Source organism: Pantoea allii (genome assembly GCF_046529425.1).
GTDB classification, from domain to species: domain Bacteria; phylum Pseudomonadota; class Gammaproteobacteria; order Enterobacterales; family Enterobacteriaceae; genus Pantoea; species Pantoea allii.
Window position 1 is genome coordinate 243,735 of the sequence record NZ_CP125958.1, and the last position, 15,767, is coordinate 259,501.

Genomic DNA, 15,767 nt, shown 5'->3' on the forward strand with positions numbered 1-15,767 from the left:
AACTTATTTTCACTGGAGTAAAGAGCATGCCTAAGTACCGTTCCGCTACCACCACCCACGGCCGCAACATGGCCGGTGCCCGTGCCCTCTGGCGCGCAACAGGAATGACCGACGATGATTTCGGCAAACCGATTATCGCCGTCGTGAACTCCTTCACCCAGTTTGTACCGGGCCACGTTCACCTGCGTGATCTGGGTAAGCTGGTTGCCGAGCAAATCGAAGCGGCTGGTGGCGTGGCCAAAGAGTTCAACACGATCGCGGTGGATGACGGTATTGCCATGGGCCATGGCGGCATGCTGTATTCTCTGCCTTCCCGGGAACTGATTGCTGATTCCGTCGAGTACATGGTAAATGCACACTGTGCCGATGCCATGGTTTGCATCTCAAACTGCGACAAAATCACCCCAGGCATGTTGATGGCGTCACTGCGCCTGAACATTCCGGTTATCTTTGTGTCCGGCGGCCCGATGGAAGCCGGTAAGACCAAGCTGTCCGATCAGATCATCAAGTTAGATCTGGTTGATGCGATGATTCAGGGCGCCAACCCGAACGTCAGCGATGCCGACAGCGAGCAGATCGAACGTTCCGCCTGTCCGACCTGCGGTTCCTGTTCGGGCATGTTCACTGCGAACTCCATGAACTGCCTGACTGAAGCGCTGGGCCTGTCTCAACCGGGTAACGGTTCTCTGCTGGCCACCCACGCCGACCGTAAAACGCTGTTTATCAACGCCGGTAAGCGCATCGTTAGCCTGACTAAACGCTATTACGAGCAGGACGATGCCAACATGCTGCCGCGTAACATCGCTAACAAGGCCGCGTTTGAAAACGCCATGACGCTGGATATCGCCATGGGCGGCTCCACCAACACCGTGTTGCACTTGCTGGCTGCCGCGCAGGAAGGCGAGATCGACTTCAATATCTCTGATATCGATCGCCTGTCGCGCAAAGTGCCTCAGCTGTGCAAAGTCGCACCCAGTACCCCGAAATATCACATGGAAGATGTGCACCGTGCCGGTGGCGTGATCGGTATTCTCGGCGAGTTGGATCGTGCCGGACTTATCGACACCAGCGCACGCAACATCCTGCAGCAAAGCATGCGTGAAACGATCGATCAGTACGACATCATGCTGACCCAGGATCAGGCAGTGAAGGACATGTTCCGCGCGGGCCCGGCCGGTATTCGCACCACACAGGCGTTCTCACAGAATTGCCGTTGGGACACGCTGGATGATGACCGTGCTGAAGGCTGTATCCGTACGCGCGAAAACGCGTACTCGCAGGACGGCGGTCTGGCTGTGCTGTACGGCAACATCGCCGAAGATGGCTGTATCGTGAAAACAGCGGGCGTAGACAAAGAGATTCTGACCTTCAGCGGCCCGGCCAAAGTGTATGAGAGCCAGGATGATGCAGTCGAAGCTATTCTCGGCGGCAAAGTGGTTGCGGGTGACGTTGTGGTGATTCGCTACGAAGGGCCTAAAGGCGGACCGGGCATGCAGGAAATGTTGTATCCCACGACCTACCTGAAATCAATGGGGCTGGGTAAAAGCTGTGCGCTGATCACCGACGGTCGCTTCTCAGGCGGTACGTCCGGCCTGTCAATTGGCCACGCCTCACCGGAGGCCGCGAACGGCGGCACCATCGCTCTGGTCAAAGATGGCGATACGATTGAAATCGATATCCCGAACCGCGGTATCAAATTGGCCGTGCCGGATAATGAACTGCACGCGCGCCGTGAAGAACAGCAGGCTCGTGGCGACGAGGCTTACACGCCGGTGAATCGTCAGCGTGAAGTGTCGTTTGCACTGCGTGCCTATGCATCGCTCGCCACCAGTGCCGACAAAGGTGCAGTGCGCGATAAGAGTAAGCTGGGAGGCTAAAATGGCTGAGGCTCAACCGCTACCCGAGGCGCCCTGCGGCGCCGAGTATTTGCGCGCTGTATTGCGTTCACCGGTCTACGAAGTGGCTCTGGTTACGCCGCTGCAGAAGATGGAAAAAATCTCTGCGCGCCTGGGCAACACCATTCTGGTAAAGCGAGAAGATCGCCAGCCGGTGCACAGTTTTAAAGTGCGCGGTGCTTACGCGATGATCGCCGGACTTAATGAAGAGCAGAAAGCCCGCGGTGTCGTCACCGCGTCTGCCGGTAACCATGCTCAGGGCGTGGCGTTATCTGCCACGAAGCTAGGGATTAAGTCACTGATCGTGATGCCACTGGCTACCGCCGACATTAAGGTGGATGCCGTACGCGCATTTGGTGGAGAAGCCTTCCTGTTTGGTGCCAACTTTGACGAAGCCAAAGCCAAAGCCATCGAATTAGCGTCGCAACAGGGTTACACCTTTGTGCCACCTTTTGACCATCCGGCGGTTATCGCCGGGCAGGGCACGCTGGCGATGGAGCTGCTGCAGCAGGACGCTCATCTTGATCGGGTCTTTGTCCCGGTGGGCGGTGGCGGTCTGGCGGCCGGCGTGGCGGTCCTCATCAAGCAGCTGATGCCGCAAATTAAAGTGATTGCCGTAGAGTCCGAAGATTCAGCCTGCCTGAAGGCGGCGCTGGATGCCGGGGAGCCGGTAGACTTACCGCGCGTGGGATTATTTGCCGAAGGCGTGGCGGTAAAACGCATCGGTGATGAAACCTTCCGTCTGTGCCAGGAATACCTTGACGATATCGTCACCGTGGACAGCGATGCTATCTGCGCGGCAATGAAAGACCTGTTTGAAGATGTGCGCGCCGTGGCAGAGCCTTCAGGCGCGCTGGCGCTGGCGGGCATGAAGAAATATGTTCAGCAGCATGACATCAAAGGCGAGCGTCTGGCGCACGTCTTGTCAGGTGCTAACGTCAACTTCCACGGCTTGCGCTACGTATCTGAACGCTGCGAACTGGGAGAACAGCGCGAAGCGCTTCTGGCCGTCACCATCCCGGAACAACAGGGCAGTTTCCTGAAGTTCTGTCAGACGCTGGGCGGTCGCTCTATTACTGAGTTCAACTACCGCTATGCCGACACCGATAAGGCCTGCATTTTCGTTGGCGTGCGCCTGACTCGTGGAATGGAAGAACGCGCTGAGATCATCAGCCAGTTAACGGAAAACGGTTATCAGGTGGTTGATCTCTCTGATGATGAAATGGCAAAGCTGCATGTGCGTTACATGGTCGGTGGGCGTCCTTCCAAGCCGCTGCGTGAGCGTTTGTTCAGCTTTGAATTCCCGGAAGCGCCTGGCGCGTTACTCAAATTTCTGCAAACGCTGGGTACGCACTGGAATATCTCGTTGTTTCATTACCGTAGCCACGGAACCGATTATGGCCGGGTGCTCACGGCATTTGAGCTGGGTAACGATGAGCCGCGTTTTGAAGAGCATCTTACCGACCTGGGTTATGATTTCCATGACGAAACCCATAACCCGGCTTTTCGTTTTTTTCTGGCGGGTCAGTAATTACAGCAGATGCCAGAACGCATTAATCAGCGGCTCACCGAGCCGCTTTTTTTGTACACAAACGCCCAGTTCCAGCGGCGCGACCGACTCCACATTTTCCAGGGGCAGCACCCGGTTTCGTACCGGCTCAGGGCTGTTCTCCAGCACTACATCCGGCAGCAAGGCAATGCCACAACCGAGCGCCACCATCGAAACGATCGCTTCATGGCCCGCTACCGTAGCGTAAATCAGCGGGTTGACGATGCGGTGACGACGGAACCACAGATCAATAGCCCGACGAACGGGCCCCTGCTCGGGCAGAATAAACGGAATCTGTGACCAGTCAGGTGCGGCTTCTGTTGCCTGAGTGCGCACCGGGCACGGCAGTGCAGGCGCAATCAGGCCCAGCGGAAGCAGCCCCAGCGTGGTGAAGTCTATGCTGGCAGGCAGCGATTCAGGGCGGCCGGCGATAGCCAGATCCGCATTGCCAGACTGCACCGTTTCAATCGCATCCGCCGCATCCCCGGTGGTCAGTTTGATTTCAACCTGCGGATGTTCGGCGCGAAAGCGATCCAGAATAGGCGGAAGATGGCTGTATGCAGCAGTCACCGAGCAAAACAGCCGTAGTTCACCACTGAGTGAGGGGCCGTTGAGATCCATGGCATGGCGCAATTGCTGATACTGCAGTAAGGTTTGTTGTGCAAACAGTTTGAGTCTTTCGCCCGCTTCGGTGAGCGCCACGGTGCGGTTATCGCGCAGAAACAAGGCGTGGCCGACATCTTCTTCCAGCCGTTGGATCTGACGCGACAGCGTGGAAGGACTGACATGCATAGCGCGTGCGGTGCGGCCAAAATGGCAGCTTTCTGCCAAATGAAGAAACAATTTGAGATCGCGTAGATCCATGTGAGTCTCACCTTAGGACGACATTGCAATTATTGCAATGTAACGTTGTTAATATATCAATTTAAGCAACAGAAATCCTGTCATATGATGGGGTCATTCGCGGCGCTGAACCTGATGCCGTCATCAAACAAAAGCAAACACAACATTTAACCGGAGTTCGCATGGCTAATTACTTCAACACATTGAATCTGCGCAACCAGTTGGCGCAACTGGGCAAGTGTCGTTTTATGGGACGTGACGAATTCGCGGACGGTGCCAGCTTCCTGAAAGGCAAGAAGATTGTCATCGTTGGCTGCGGTGCTCAGGGTCTGAACCAGGGCCTGAACATGCGCGATTCGGGTCTGGATGTGTCCTATACGCTGCGTGCAGAAGCCATTGCTGAAAAACGTGCCTCATTCCGTAAAGCAACAGAAAATGGTTTTAAAGTTGGCACTTACGAAGAACTGATTCCACAGGCCGATCTGGTGGTTAACCTGACGCCGGACAAACAGCACTCTGCAGTCGTGCAGGCCGTTCAGCCGCTGATGAAGGATGGCGCAGCACTGGGCTATTCACACGGTTTCAACATCGTGGAAGTGGGCGAAACGATTCGTAAAGACATCACCGTCGTGATGGTTGCACCGAAGTGTCCGGGCACCGAAGTACGTGAAGAATACAAACGCGGTTTTGGTGTCCCTACGCTGATCGCGGTTCACCCGGAAAACGATCCTAAAGGCGAGGGCATGGCCATCGCTAAAGCCTGGGCTTCTGCAACTGGCGGCGATCGTGCTGGCGTGCTGGAGTCGTCCTTTGTTGCCGAAGTTAAATCTGACCTGATGGGCGAGCAGACTATCCTGTGTGGCATGCTGCAGGCCGGTTCTCTGCTGTGCTTCGACAAGCTGGTGGCAGAAGGGCACGATGCGGCGTACACCGAAAAACTGATTCAGTTTGGCTGGGAAACCATCACCGAATCCCTGAAGTTTGGTGGTATCACACTGATGATGGATCGTCTGTCTAACCCGGCAAAACTGCGTGCTTACGCGCTGTCTGAACAGCTGAAAACCATCATGGCACCGCTGTTCCAGAAACATATGGATGACATCATTTCTGGCGAGTTCTCTTCCGGCATGATGGCTGACTGGGCTAACGACGATAAGAAACTGCTGACCTGGCGCGAAGAGACCGGCAAAACCGCGTTTGAAACCGCACCACAGTTCGACGGTAAAATCGAAGAGCAGGAGTACTATGACAAAGGTGTTGTTATGGTCGCGATGGTAAAAGCGGGCGTTGAGCTGGCGTTTGAAACCATGGTTGATGCAGGCATCATCGAAGAGTCCGCGTACTACGAATCACTGCACGAGCTGCCGCTGATTGCGAACACTATTGCGCGTAAGCGTCTGTACGAAATGAACGTGGTAATCTCAGACACCGCTGAATACGGCAACTACCTGTTCTCCTTCGCTGCGGTGCCATTGCTGAAAGAGTTCATGACCACGCTGCAGCCAGGCGATCTGGGCAAAGCGATTGAAGGCACTCAGGTTGATAACGCCCAGCTGCGCGATGTTAACGAAGCCGTTCGTCAGCATCCTATCGAGCAGGTTGGCCGCAAACTGCGTGGCTACATGACCGATATGAAACGTATCGCGGTTGCGGGCTAAATCAGAGCGACACCGTTTTCAGCAAAACGTTAGACGTGAAAAGGGCGCAGCCATCTGGCTGCGCCCTTTTTCATTTAGCAGGAAGATTCTGCCGCAATCACAGGCGGCAGCAGGCTTTTGTAACCGAAGACGCGGCGGCCAAAGAAAATCAAAACCAGGCCAAACACCAGTGCGGCGACCAGAATAATGCTAATGATTTGTAGCGGCATAAAATGGCCGGACAGGAGAGATACCACAGCACCGCTTGCCGGTACGGAACACATGTTCATTAAGCCAATTATCCCCATGGTTTTACCTAAATGTTCTTTAGGAATCACCTGGCTCCGTAGCGTACGCAGGTAGACGCTGAAAGCACCATCAAAAGCCATTAAGACTGCATAGCCCACCAGGTACATCGCATAATCCATGGAAAACGACATCACCGCGCCCGCAAGAATCATGGCGCAAAACGAAAAGGTGCCCAGCGTTGACAGACCAAAGCGGCTGGCAAACCGTGGAACAAAGAAGAATGTCACAATAGTGACGAGGGCAGCCGTTGTCTGCAAAGCACCAAAATAGCGATCTGACAGGTTGAACTCTTTCAAAATGACCGCTGCGCTCACGACCAGCGCCGCGCCGTAAACCAGATTCACGACCCAGGTCAGCGCACACAGGTGCAGCAGAATTTTGTTTTTCTTGAGTACTTGCAATGCCGTTCGGTTAGACGCGAGTAAAGTATGAAACCCAAGCTTTTCCGTGACCTCCAGGTCATGTGTTTCCAGGAAAAGATAATTAATAGCCGATATGGCAAACAGCACCGCTGCGACGACCAAAATGCTATTGATGCCGCCCCATGACGAAATCGCCACTGCGATAGCAGGCCCCAGCACCATAGTGATTTGATCGACGCCCTGCAGCATGGAGTGAGCTTTTGGCAACGCCTGACTGGACAAATGACGAGGAAGCAGGGCGTCAGTGGCCACAAAGTTGAGCACATAGGCGACAGACAACAAAGCCATCATCGCGGCCAGCGCGGGAAAAGTTGACCCCGGATACCAGTAGAGAAGGGTAAAAACAGCCACCATTAGCACGGCACGAAGCGCATCTACGTTGAAAAAGATGAAACGCGGCTTGATGCGGTCAGCCATAAATCCCGATAACGGAAAAAAAATAATGCGGGGCAGCCATTCAATCACAAAGGCCAGGGATGAAAGCGTAAGCGATCCGGTGGCCTTGAGAATGGCCAGAGGAACGGCAAACAGTAAAAACTGATCGCACAACGCACCGACAAAACGGGAAAAGACGAAGCGCTTTAAACCGAAGTTTTCGGCAGACATAACGGTACTCCTGCTTGAGAGCCGCTTTGCAGCGGCTCAAGGATGATCACGCCTGGCGTAAGGTAAAGAGCGTATTAGCCAGGTCATCAGCGGTACGTAGATGCTCATTGAAACCGGCTTCCGGCTTCCGGCTGGGCCAGAAAAACTCCACCGATCCCTCGCGGTTTTTCCAGGATTCGAGCTTCTTCGATGTATCCAGCGGTTTTGCGGTGATCTGCATATTCACAATGTGATCGGGGAGGCTGGAAGGAAGCGTGACTTTTTCAATTGTTCCGACAGGCGCTTTGATAAAGGCCACTGCACTCAGCCCTTTCGGCAACAAAGGCTCTGCCAGTGGTTTAAGGGCGTTCAAATGGCTCAAGACATGAAGCTCATAAGGATTAATGCCATAGCTCCGTTCAACCAGATCCATAATCGTGTCGCCGCCGGTGCGGGCACCCACTTCAATGATTTTGATCTCTCCTGCAGGCGTGATTCGTGCTTCAAAATGCGCCACGCCATAATGAATACCCAGGGCATGACAGGCGCGCTCCGCGATATCCCGCAACTGTGCGTTACTGGCATGAACGGAAGGGACACTGTGCCCCACTTCGACAAAATGGGGTTCCTCACCCAGGTATTTGTCGGTTACGGCAATAGCGCGATGGTAGTCACCTTGGTTTATCACCTCGACGCTGACTTCCTGAAGGGAGGGAATATACTCTTCTACCTGGAAGAGATCCTCTGGGGCATAAGATTCGCCGTTGAGTGAGATCACATCAGCCACGCTTCGGGCAAAGCTCGGTTCAATCTCCTCTTCTCGGGTAATCTTTAAGACACCAAGGCTGCCGGCCATTTCACGGGGCTTAATAACGACAGGCAGCCCAATATCACGAATATGGTGTCTGAGTTCTTCCAGCGTACTGAATGCGGCAAAACGTGGCACCGGTAATCCGGCCTTCTCCAGCAGTTGCTTCATGACAAACTTGTCACGGCAATTGTGAATAGTCTGACGACTATTACCATGCAACTGATAATGTTCAGCCACCAGACTGGCGGCGCGGACAGTGAAATCATTCATAGGAATGGCGGCGGCGGGTTTGAATCCGGTTGAAGCTTCATGGGCTTTTACCGCATCCAATACGGCGTTTTCATCGGCGACATCACCTGACAAATAGCCGTCAAAAAATTTGATTGCGGCATTGGTACGATTTTTTGCCATGGTGAGCACCTGCATTCCGCCTGATGCGCGCAGTGCACCGGCTAATACACGTTCACGAAGGGAAAACTCGCCGCCTAAAATTAATATATAACGCTTATCCATGTTGCTTCTCCTGCAAAGAGGTTGGGCCGTTTATCTGACCCAAGAAAGTTAAAGATCTTTTCCCAGCGTCCAGCCACCATCGATGACCAATGTTGAACCTGTGACAAAACGATTCTCCGGGGCGGTCAGATAAAGTGCCGCTTCGGCAACGTCACCTGTCTCACCCAGTACCGGTAAAAACTGGCCACGCTTAATTTTTTCAAGCTGCGAGTCATTGTGGTAATAAGACTCCGTCAGTGGCGTACGAATAACGCCGGGCGCAATCGCATTGACACGAATAGAGTGTTTGCCGTATTCGAGTGCCAGTTGTTTCGTCAGGCCAATGACGGCGTGTTTTGATGAGACATAAGCGGTTCGATCAGGCTCACCCATCAATCCTGAAACGGAGGCCAGATTGACCATATTTCCAGGGCGATTCTGGTTTACCAATTGTTGGCAAAAAGCACGCCCTGCAATAAAGCTGGCTGTAACATTGAGGGCAAAAACGGCGTCCCACTGTGCCAGCGTTAAATCGGCGATACTGCAGATTTCACGGGTACCTGCACAGTTAACCAGAACGTTATTAGCCTCGCCGTATTCCAGGGTTTCGAACAGGGCGGCTAAACGGGCCGAGTCAGTCACGTCTAACTGATGATGGCGATAGGCTGACGTATCGTTAAATTCCGATGATGAACGATCGATACCCTCAACCTGATAACCTTTGTCCAGGAAAGCCTTGACCAGCGCGCGGCCAATTCCACTGGATGCCCCCGTAATGATGGCTTTAAGCTTCAGACCGGACATGCTGTCTTCTCCTCGTTTTTCTGAAACGTGATCAGAATGATGTCGCGTTGAGCAGGGCCACTGTTTTCACGTGCGCCAACGGGAGTGACGGCATGAAGTTTGTCGTGATTAACCACTAATGTGTCGAAGAGCTGTTCTAACCGCAGCACACGGTCAATGCTGCGTGGATGACTGGCAATCAGACTGTCTCCGCCCAGCATATTTGGTGAGGCATTAATCATATGCACAAACACCACGTCTTCATCGTCTTTATGCAGCCACACGGGTGAACTGTACGCCGGTGCATCTTCCGTAGCCTGATAACGAAACAGGTGAATGCCTACGGTCAGGCTGTCAGCAGGTCCGATGCGTTCATAAGCGTCTACCAACGAAAAATCATCATGTAACAGCGTTTGAAACAGACGATTGCCAGTAATCTCTTCAGGCAGCAGCGGATAATCACGAATAATATCGCCAGTATCGGGATTATAGGCTTTGGTTTGTTTATAAGGGTTGAATTTTCCGAACGTTAACTCTCCCTTTTCATTTCTTTTGCATTGAGCATAGCCGCGCCAGCGATTGCCTGCAGAGTAAGGATCAAGAAGTAAATTCTCATAACCTTTTTTAAATCCCTCCAGCGCATCTAAGAAGGCTTCTTTATTTGAAAACTGCATGGCGTCAATTGAATGATAATAATCACCAGGGATGAAGGCATAGCCTTGCCTGGAGAGATGCGTTGCATATTCCATTATTTATATTATCTCTGAATGAAAACAGGGTTGTTTTTTTAAATTCAGTCCGTGGACTATGTCCAGTAAACAACTTTACGATCGTTCAATTTACCAATAAAGCGCCCTGCAGTGAGTCGGCTTCCTTCACTGACGCTGCTCACGCCATGTAAGTGGCAGGCATTCATAAAGTAAAGGTCGCCAGCATTCAACTGAACAGAAAGTGAGTCTATATCATTTAGAAGATGCGGCGGATAAGGATAGCCTGTACGGGTTACACCCAGTTTTTCACGGCAGCGTTGATCGGGGATCAGATTCCAGATTTTAAGTTGTCCTCCGCCCTGTGCGGCTTCCAGACATACATTATAGGCTGTTACGGTTTGGGTATGGGCAATCTCAAAACCATCTTCCTTCGCGAAATCAACCTGAGCCATATCTTCATGTGGCATAAGTGACATAACACCGTTATCAAGCCAGCGACGAAATGTGGCAAAACAGGCATAGCCGTTCTTAAAGCGGGCCGGGCCAAAATGAATGCCTCGCTCAAGAAACCCGTTTTCCAGTGTTCGGTTCAGAAAAAGTGATTCGCTGTCTTCTTCAGTCGTTGTTCCCATCAGGTCAGTGACGCTTTGATTTACACGATTGACCTCACTGATATATTGTTCACCATTACGTGAAAATTGCGTTGCGCCAATCTGGTTAGTTAAAACAAAACCATCGTCAGCGCGATTGCCGCCACTTTGCGTAACGCTGTCGTCAAAACTTGTCGCCAGTTTTCCACATACGGCTTTGGATGCATAATTACGGATAATATATAAAACATTACCGTGATGATGGCCATTAAGAATGATGTTTTTAACTACAGAGAAATTAATCACACCGTCCGACGATTCTAAGTAGCCAAAATTACTTTTTTGCGATCCGGTTAATGTGCTTTGCGTCGGCTCTAAGGCCAGTAAATCAGTCATAGTATTTCCGTTTCCATGCCATTTGGATAAAATTTAAATAAAAAGCGGTGACCAGAGCATTCCACCTTCAGCCCAGGGTTTATTATCGCGTCGGTGTTGTTTTAATTCCGACTTGTTCCCCAGGTTACGCTCAAATATTTCGCTATAATTGCCAACTTTACGAATGATTTGTCGAATAAAGTCAGGCTGTAGGCCTAATTGTGAACATAAATTCACATCAGGATAAAGAAAGGTTTTTAAATAACCCTCAGCGTTATTACTCTTTTCAATAATGTTATTTTGCGTAATGCCCAGGTTCTCGGCTTCAATGAGCGCACGCATAATCCATTTTGTCGCAATATACCACTGTGGGTCAGCGGCGCTGACTGCGGGGGCCATTGCCTCCAGAGAAATGCGATCGTCCAGGATAAGATGTTGAGTGCTGTCTGTTAACTGCTGATGCTCACCGGCTAGCAGATAGCCATCCAGACAGTAGATATCACATTCTCCTGATTCATAGGCCTGTCTAGCCTGCTGCGGGGAATTGAAGAGCAGAATCTCACAGGGCAATTCGAGTGCATCAAAATAACGGGTAAGATTTTCTTCGGTTGTTGAGCCACGCATAGCGGCAATACGACGTTGACGAGTAAACCTGGCTTGTGGTGCTTCTTCTGTCAGGTTACTGAGCGATGTCATGAGTACTTCCCCATCAAACAACATAGGATGCAGAAAGTGGATACCGAATTCCGCTTCGCGTTGAAAGGTCACGCTAGCGTTAAAGGTGCCAAGGTCGATCACACCATCGCGTAGCGCCTGAAAGCGATCGGCAGACTGCAAGGGCACGAAGTGAATTTTGCCGGCGTCGCCTAGCACGGCGATAGCCACAGCGCGTGCCAGATCGATATCAAACCCATTCCATTGATTATGGAGGGGATCTCGCTGCGAAAGGCCCTTGAAACCTAAACTAACACCAACATTTAATACATCATGCTGTTCAATGCGTTTGATTACCGAGTGTTCAAACATAGCTAGCCTGTGAATAAAGTATTAAGAATAATAAGGTTTCATGTCAGCAAACCTCTGTTGAACATCATACTGTTCGGTGCTAGCTTGGCTAGATAGTTGAGATGCAAAAGAGCTGTGCGTGAAGAACATAAATGAATTAACGGAAGTCTTGCCTGGGTTGGTTTTATTTGTTCAGGTTGTTGAAAGTGGTAGTTTTTCTTCGGCTGCAAGAGCGCTGTCCATGACGCCATCTTCAGTGAGTCGTATGATAGACAGGCTGGAAAAAAGGTTAAATGTCTTACTTTTTACCCGCTCGACGCGCGCGCTCGCTGTGACCGAGGCGGGACAAGAAATATATCACCAGGCTTTATCAGTTATCGCCGCAACTAAATCCCTGTTTTCCCAGGCAGACAGTTACAGTGACGCGCCTAAAGGATTGCTGCGTATTACCGCGCCCACAACGCTTGGGAAAATTTTACTGACTCCTTTTCTGCCCGGCTTTCTGCGGCGCTATGCTGAAATCAATATTGAATTAAATCTGACTGACCATCTGGTTAACCTGACACACGAGTCGTACGACCTGGCACTGCGCGTAACGGACACACCACCTGTTAATATGGTGGCGCGTGCATTAATGCCTGTTGATTATGTTTTAGTGTGTGCCGAGCACTATGATCAGAAACTGCCGGATATGCCGGGCGAGCTCAAACAGCATAATATTTTCTTCCCAGACGACGCACAGTTTCGCGGGGAATGGCGTTTCTGGTTAAACGACACGCTGGAGAGCGTCATGCTTACGCCCCGGCTGATGATAAACAACAGCGATGCCATGATCGATGCGATATTGCAGGGCGTGGGCATTGCGTTAATCCCCACCTTTATCGCGAATGGCTATTTGCTCAATGGGCAGTTACGTCGCGTGTTACCGGACTGGCGGATTGAAAATACGCTCTCGATGACCACCTACGCCATCACCTTACCTAACCGTCTGCTGCCGCTAAAAACCCGTGTGTTTATTGACGATTTTATGGCCTGGCTGAAAGCGAAATAGCGTGACCTGAAACCCATAAAAAAACCCGGCCTGCGCCGGGTTTAATCAATGCTGGCGGAATTTACACTTCATACAGCGTTTGATGCCGCGTTTCTTTGCAGGCAATCAGCGCCAGCAGCGTCAGAAACGCCATCGAGGCCAGATACAAACCGACGGCATACAAGCCGTAATGCGCATTCAGCCAGGTGGCGATATAGGGCGCAACCGAGGCGCCCAGAATCGACGACAGGTTATAAGAGAAGGATGCACCGGTATAACGCACTTCTGTCGGGAACAGCTCAGGCAGCAGCGCCCCCATCGGGCCAAAGGTCAGTCCCATAATGCTCAAGCCCAGCAGCAGGAAAGCCATCACCAGCGCCTGTGAGCCCGATCCCAACATCACCGGGAACAGAAACGAAAAGCCAATAATCATCAGCGTAATGACGATCATGGTCTTACGGCGACCAAAGCGATCGGCCAGCAGGCCCGCAATCGGCACCATCACGCCAAACCCAATGACCGCCATCATCAGCATCCACAGCATACTGTTACGTGAGATCCCCAGGCCGGCAGGCGCGGCGGCGGTACCGTAACTCATGGAGTACACGGTCATGATGTAAAACAGCGTATAGGTGGCAAGCATGATGAAGGTGCCAAGTATCGTTGCCGTCAGATGTTTACTCAGGAGCGAAGCAATCGGGACACGCACCTGCTTCTTCTCTTTCTGCACTTTGGCAAACACCGGGCTTTCATGCAGCGATACGCGCACATACAGACCAATCAACACCAGCACGGCAGACAGGACAAACGGCACGCGCCAGCCCCACTGCATAAACTGCTCGTCGGTCAGCAGCCATGAGAGCAACAGAAAGGTGCCATTGGCAAAGAAGAAGCCGATGGGCGCACCGAGCTGCGGGAAGGAGCCATATAGCGCACGCTTTTTGGCGGGGGCATTCTCGGTGGCCAGCAGGGCTGCACCGCCCCATTCACCGCCCAGACCTAAACCCTGACCAAAGCGCGCCAGCGCCAGCAGCAGCGGCGCCAGTACGCCAATGCTCTGGTAGCTGGGCAACAAACCGATGACCACGGTTGAGATGCCCATGGTCAGCAGTGAGGCAACTAACGTAGCTTTGCGGCCTACGCGGTCACCAAAGTGACCAAACAGGGCAGAGCCGATTGGGCGTGCGATAAACGCGATAGCAAAGGTGGCCAGCGACTGCAGTGTGGCAACGGTGGCATCACCCTGAGGAAAGAAGATATGAGGAAAAACGATCACGGCAGCCGTGGCATAAATATAGAAATCGAAGAATTCGATAGCGGTGCCGACCAGCGAGGCGACCACCACTTTACTCCGTGAGTTGACTGGCGTGGGATCGTTTTGCTGATCAAGCGGTTCAGAGAAAGAGGCTTGCATAAATGTTTCTTATTTTTAATGACAGATAGGGAATCTTACGCACCTGTATAACGGCATTCAATGGCTGAAAACCCCGTGGTCAGTGGTGTTGCGCCGTCAAAAGTGGAAAATTTTTGTCATGTGTTAAATGTTGGGGAATGGCAGGGTGAAGTGGCGCAAAAATGGCGAGATACTCTGAGAAAGCGCTGAAGAAAAGTGACCCCCCAGTTATTCATCCTGTAAATTGACGAATAAATAACCGGAGGGCGGTGTTTTTCGCTGGTTTAGCGCCGTGATTTTATTTGCTGGTGGTCAGAGAACCTTTTTCCGACATGCGCGGATCGTCTTTGTACTTCGCGGTGGCGATCCACGCAGCGCAAAACAGCGTCAGGCGCGCAAAGAAATAAAAGAAAGCCATTAACCCCAGCACCGATCCAAACGCAGCGCCCGACGGCGAACTGGCCAGTTTTGGTAAGGTCAGCGTCATCACAAATTTAATCACTTCAAAACCCACTGCCGCCAGCAGGGTGCCGCGTAGCAGCGCCTTTTTACGGGGTTTATGGCGAGGCAGAATCCAGAAAATCCACAGGAACAACAGATAGTTCGCCATGACAGAAATGGAGGTCGCAATAATGGTGAGCGCAGGACGTAACCACTCAATGCCATCCAGCCCTAACGCACTCACAATCATGGCCTGGGCGGAGCCCGCGACAGAGGTCAGTGACAAGGTAATCACCAGCGCCAGCATCAGGCCGGTCAGGGATAAGAAGTCGCGAATGTAGCGTTTCCAGAACTTTTCTTGATCGTCGGGCTGTCGCTCCCAGACATCACGCGACTGGGCGCGAATGGCCTCTCGCAAATTGCCCATCCAGTTCAGTCCCGAATAAAGCGCCAATAGCAGACCGGTGATACCGACGGTAGCACGCTGCTGGATAGCCGTATTCACCGTGTTTTTCAGCGTCGTTGCCAGGGCAGGATCGCTGATGCTGCTGACGATTTTGTTGATGATATCGGTCAGCAGATCCTGATTCGATGCCAGCACAAAACCCACGGCTGCAAAAGACACCATTAAAATCGGGATTAACGATAAAAAAGAAAAATAGGTAATGGCAGCGCCAAACTGGCTGCCGAGACGATCGTTAAACCGCTCAAGTGCGCGGATAAAATGGGCCACAGCGGGTATCGCCTGAAACCAGGTGGCAAAACGTGAAACGCGCACGATGGAACGATCGACGGACTTGTTGCCCGTTTTGATGTCGATCAGGGGTTTGGGGGACTTTGCGTCTTTTGCGTTATCCTGCTCGTCTGTCATAGACATTCACTTCCTGTTAAACGTAA

At 52.0% G+C, this 15,767-nt stretch carries 13 protein-coding genes; 4 read left to right on the top strand and 9 right to left on the bottom strand.

What is annotated here, in order from left to right:
- The first annotated feature begins 26 nt into the window (after positions 1-26).
- Complete coding sequence (gene ilvD, locus QNH99_RS01130; protein WP_410515907.1) at positions 27-1,877, top strand: dihydroxy-acid dehydratase; 1,851 nt, start codon at positions 27-29, stop codon at positions 1,875-1,877.
- A 1-nt stretch (position 1,878) separates the two neighbouring features.
- A complete protein-coding gene (gene ilvA / locus QNH99_RS01135) occupies positions 1,879-3,426 on the top strand; it encodes a threonine ammonia-lyase, biosynthetic (protein ID WP_063877646.1) in 1,548 nt (515 codons plus the stop codon).
- On the opposite strand, the gene ilvY is transcribed toward ilvA, so the two are convergent.
- Positions 3,427-4,308: an HTH-type transcriptional activator IlvY gene (gene ilvY, locus QNH99_RS01140; RefSeq protein WP_063877645.1), complete on the bottom strand. Its 882-nt coding sequence runs from the start codon at positions 4,306-4,308 to the stop codon at positions 3,427-3,429.
- A 161-nt stretch (positions 4,309-4,469) separates the two neighbouring features.
- Here ilvY and ilvC point away from each other — a divergent pair, with 161 nt between their 5' ends.
- Entirely contained in the window at positions 4,470-5,945 is a 1,476-nt protein-coding gene (gene ilvC / locus QNH99_RS01145; RefSeq protein WP_063877644.1) for a ketol-acid reductoisomerase, read from the top strand.
- Positions 5,946-6,019: 74 nt separating this feature from the next.
- Here the strand turns inward: ilvC and QNH99_RS01150 are convergent, their stop codons facing one another.
- Genes QNH99_RS01150 through QNH99_RS01175 form a run of 6 tightly spaced genes read right to left on the bottom strand, consistent with a single transcriptional unit; the run spans position 6,020 to position 12,027 of the window.
- A complete protein-coding gene (locus tag QNH99_RS01150) occupies positions 6,020-7,261 on the bottom strand; it encodes an MFS transporter (RefSeq protein WP_109717872.1) in 1,242 nt (413 codons plus the stop codon).
- 46 nt (positions 7,262-7,307) lie between these two features.
- Positions 7,308-8,564, bottom strand: a complete 1,257-nt coding sequence (locus QNH99_RS01155) for an ATP-grasp domain-containing protein (protein ID WP_410517206.1) — start codon at positions 8,562-8,564, stop codon at positions 7,308-7,310.
- A 48-nt stretch (positions 8,565-8,612) separates the two neighbouring features.
- A complete protein-coding gene (locus tag QNH99_RS01160; RefSeq protein ID WP_283350899.1) occupies positions 8,613-9,347 on the bottom strand; it encodes an SDR family NAD(P)-dependent oxidoreductase in 735 nt (244 codons plus the stop codon).
- Positions 9,335-10,078 carry a 3(1)-hydroxy-L-isoleucine 4-dioxygenase HilB gene (gene hilB / locus QNH99_RS01165; RefSeq protein ID WP_109717869.1) on the bottom strand — a complete coding sequence of 248 codons (744 nt, stop codon included), beginning with the start codon at positions 10,076-10,078 and terminating at the stop codon, positions 9,335-9,337. The genes QNH99_RS01160 and hilB overlap by 13 nt, the downstream gene beginning before the upstream one ends.
- A 53-nt stretch (positions 10,079-10,131) precedes the next feature.
- Positions 10,132-11,022, bottom strand: coding sequence for an L-isoleucine 3(1)-dioxygenase (hilA, locus tag QNH99_RS01170; RefSeq protein ID WP_172897022.1), 891 nt, complete (start codon positions 11,020-11,022; stop codon positions 10,132-10,134).
- 33 nt (positions 11,023-11,055) lie between these two features.
- The gene (locus tag QNH99_RS01175; protein ID WP_109717867.1) at positions 11,056-12,027 is read right to left on the bottom strand and encodes an amino acid ABC transporter substrate-binding protein; all 972 of its coding nucleotides are present in this window, start codon (positions 12,025-12,027) and stop codon (positions 11,056-11,058) included.
- Positions 12,028-12,145: 118 nt separating this feature from the next.
- Here QNH99_RS01175 and QNH99_RS01180 point away from each other — a divergent pair, with 118 nt between their 5' ends.
- Positions 12,146-13,057, top strand: a complete 912-nt coding sequence (locus QNH99_RS01180; RefSeq protein WP_109717866.1) for a LysR family transcriptional regulator — start codon at positions 12,146-12,148, stop codon at positions 13,055-13,057.
- Positions 13,058-13,118: 61 nt separating this feature from the next.
- On the opposite strand, the gene QNH99_RS01185 is transcribed toward QNH99_RS01180, so the two are convergent.
- Together QNH99_RS01185 and yhjD are read right to left on the bottom strand one after the other, a co-directional pair.
- On the bottom strand, positions 13,119-14,450 hold the full coding sequence (locus tag QNH99_RS01185; RefSeq protein WP_410517207.1) for an MFS transporter: 1,332 nt from the start codon (positions 14,448-14,450) through the stop codon (positions 13,119-13,121).
- A 277-nt stretch (positions 14,451-14,727) separates the two neighbouring features.
- Positions 14,728-15,747: an inner membrane protein YhjD gene (gene yhjD, locus QNH99_RS01190; protein ID WP_172823883.1), complete on the bottom strand. Its 1,020-nt coding sequence runs from the start codon at positions 15,745-15,747 to the stop codon at positions 14,728-14,730.
- Between the last annotated feature and the right edge of the window lie 20 nt (positions 15,748-15,767).

Bases quoted from the DNA above. Each gene is read 5' to 3' on its own strand.
- ilvD (WP_410515907.1), top strand. From the start codon at position 27: ATGCCTAAGTACCGTTCCGCTACCACCACCCACGGCCGCAACATGGCC.
- ilvA (WP_063877646.1), top strand. From the start codon at position 1,879: ATGGCTGAGGCTCAACCGCTACCCGAGGCGCCCTGCGGCGCCGAGTAT.
- ilvY (WP_063877645.1), bottom strand. From the start codon at position 4,308: ATGGATCTACGCGATCTCAAATTGTTTCTTCATTTGGCAGAAAGCTGC.
- ilvC (WP_063877644.1), top strand. From the start codon at position 4,470: ATGGCTAATTACTTCAACACATTGAATCTGCGCAACCAGTTGGCGCAA.
- QNH99_RS01150 (WP_109717872.1), bottom strand. From the start codon at position 7,261: ATGTCTGCCGAAAACTTCGGTTTAAAGCGCTTCGTCTTTTCCCGTTTT.
- QNH99_RS01155 (WP_410517206.1), bottom strand. From the start codon at position 8,564: ATGGATAAGCGTTATATATTAATTTTAGGCGGCGAGTTTTCCCTTCGT.
- QNH99_RS01160 (WP_283350899.1), bottom strand. From the start codon at position 9,347: ATGTCCGGTCTGAAGCTTAAAGCCATCATTACGGGGGCATCCAGTGGA.
- hilA (WP_172897022.1), bottom strand. From the start codon at position 11,022: ATGACTGATTTACTGGCCTTAGAGCCGACGCAAAGCACATTAACCGGA.
- QNH99_RS01175 (WP_109717867.1), bottom strand. From the start codon at position 12,027: ATGTTTGAACACTCGGTAATCAAACGCATTGAACAGCATGATGTATTA.
- QNH99_RS01185 (WP_410517207.1), bottom strand. From the start codon at position 14,450: ATGCAAGCCTCTTTCTCTGAACCGCTTGATCAGCAAAACGATCCCACG.
- yhjD (WP_172823883.1), bottom strand. From the start codon at position 15,747: ATGTCTATGACAGACGAGCAGGATAACGCAAAAGACGCAAAGTCCCCC.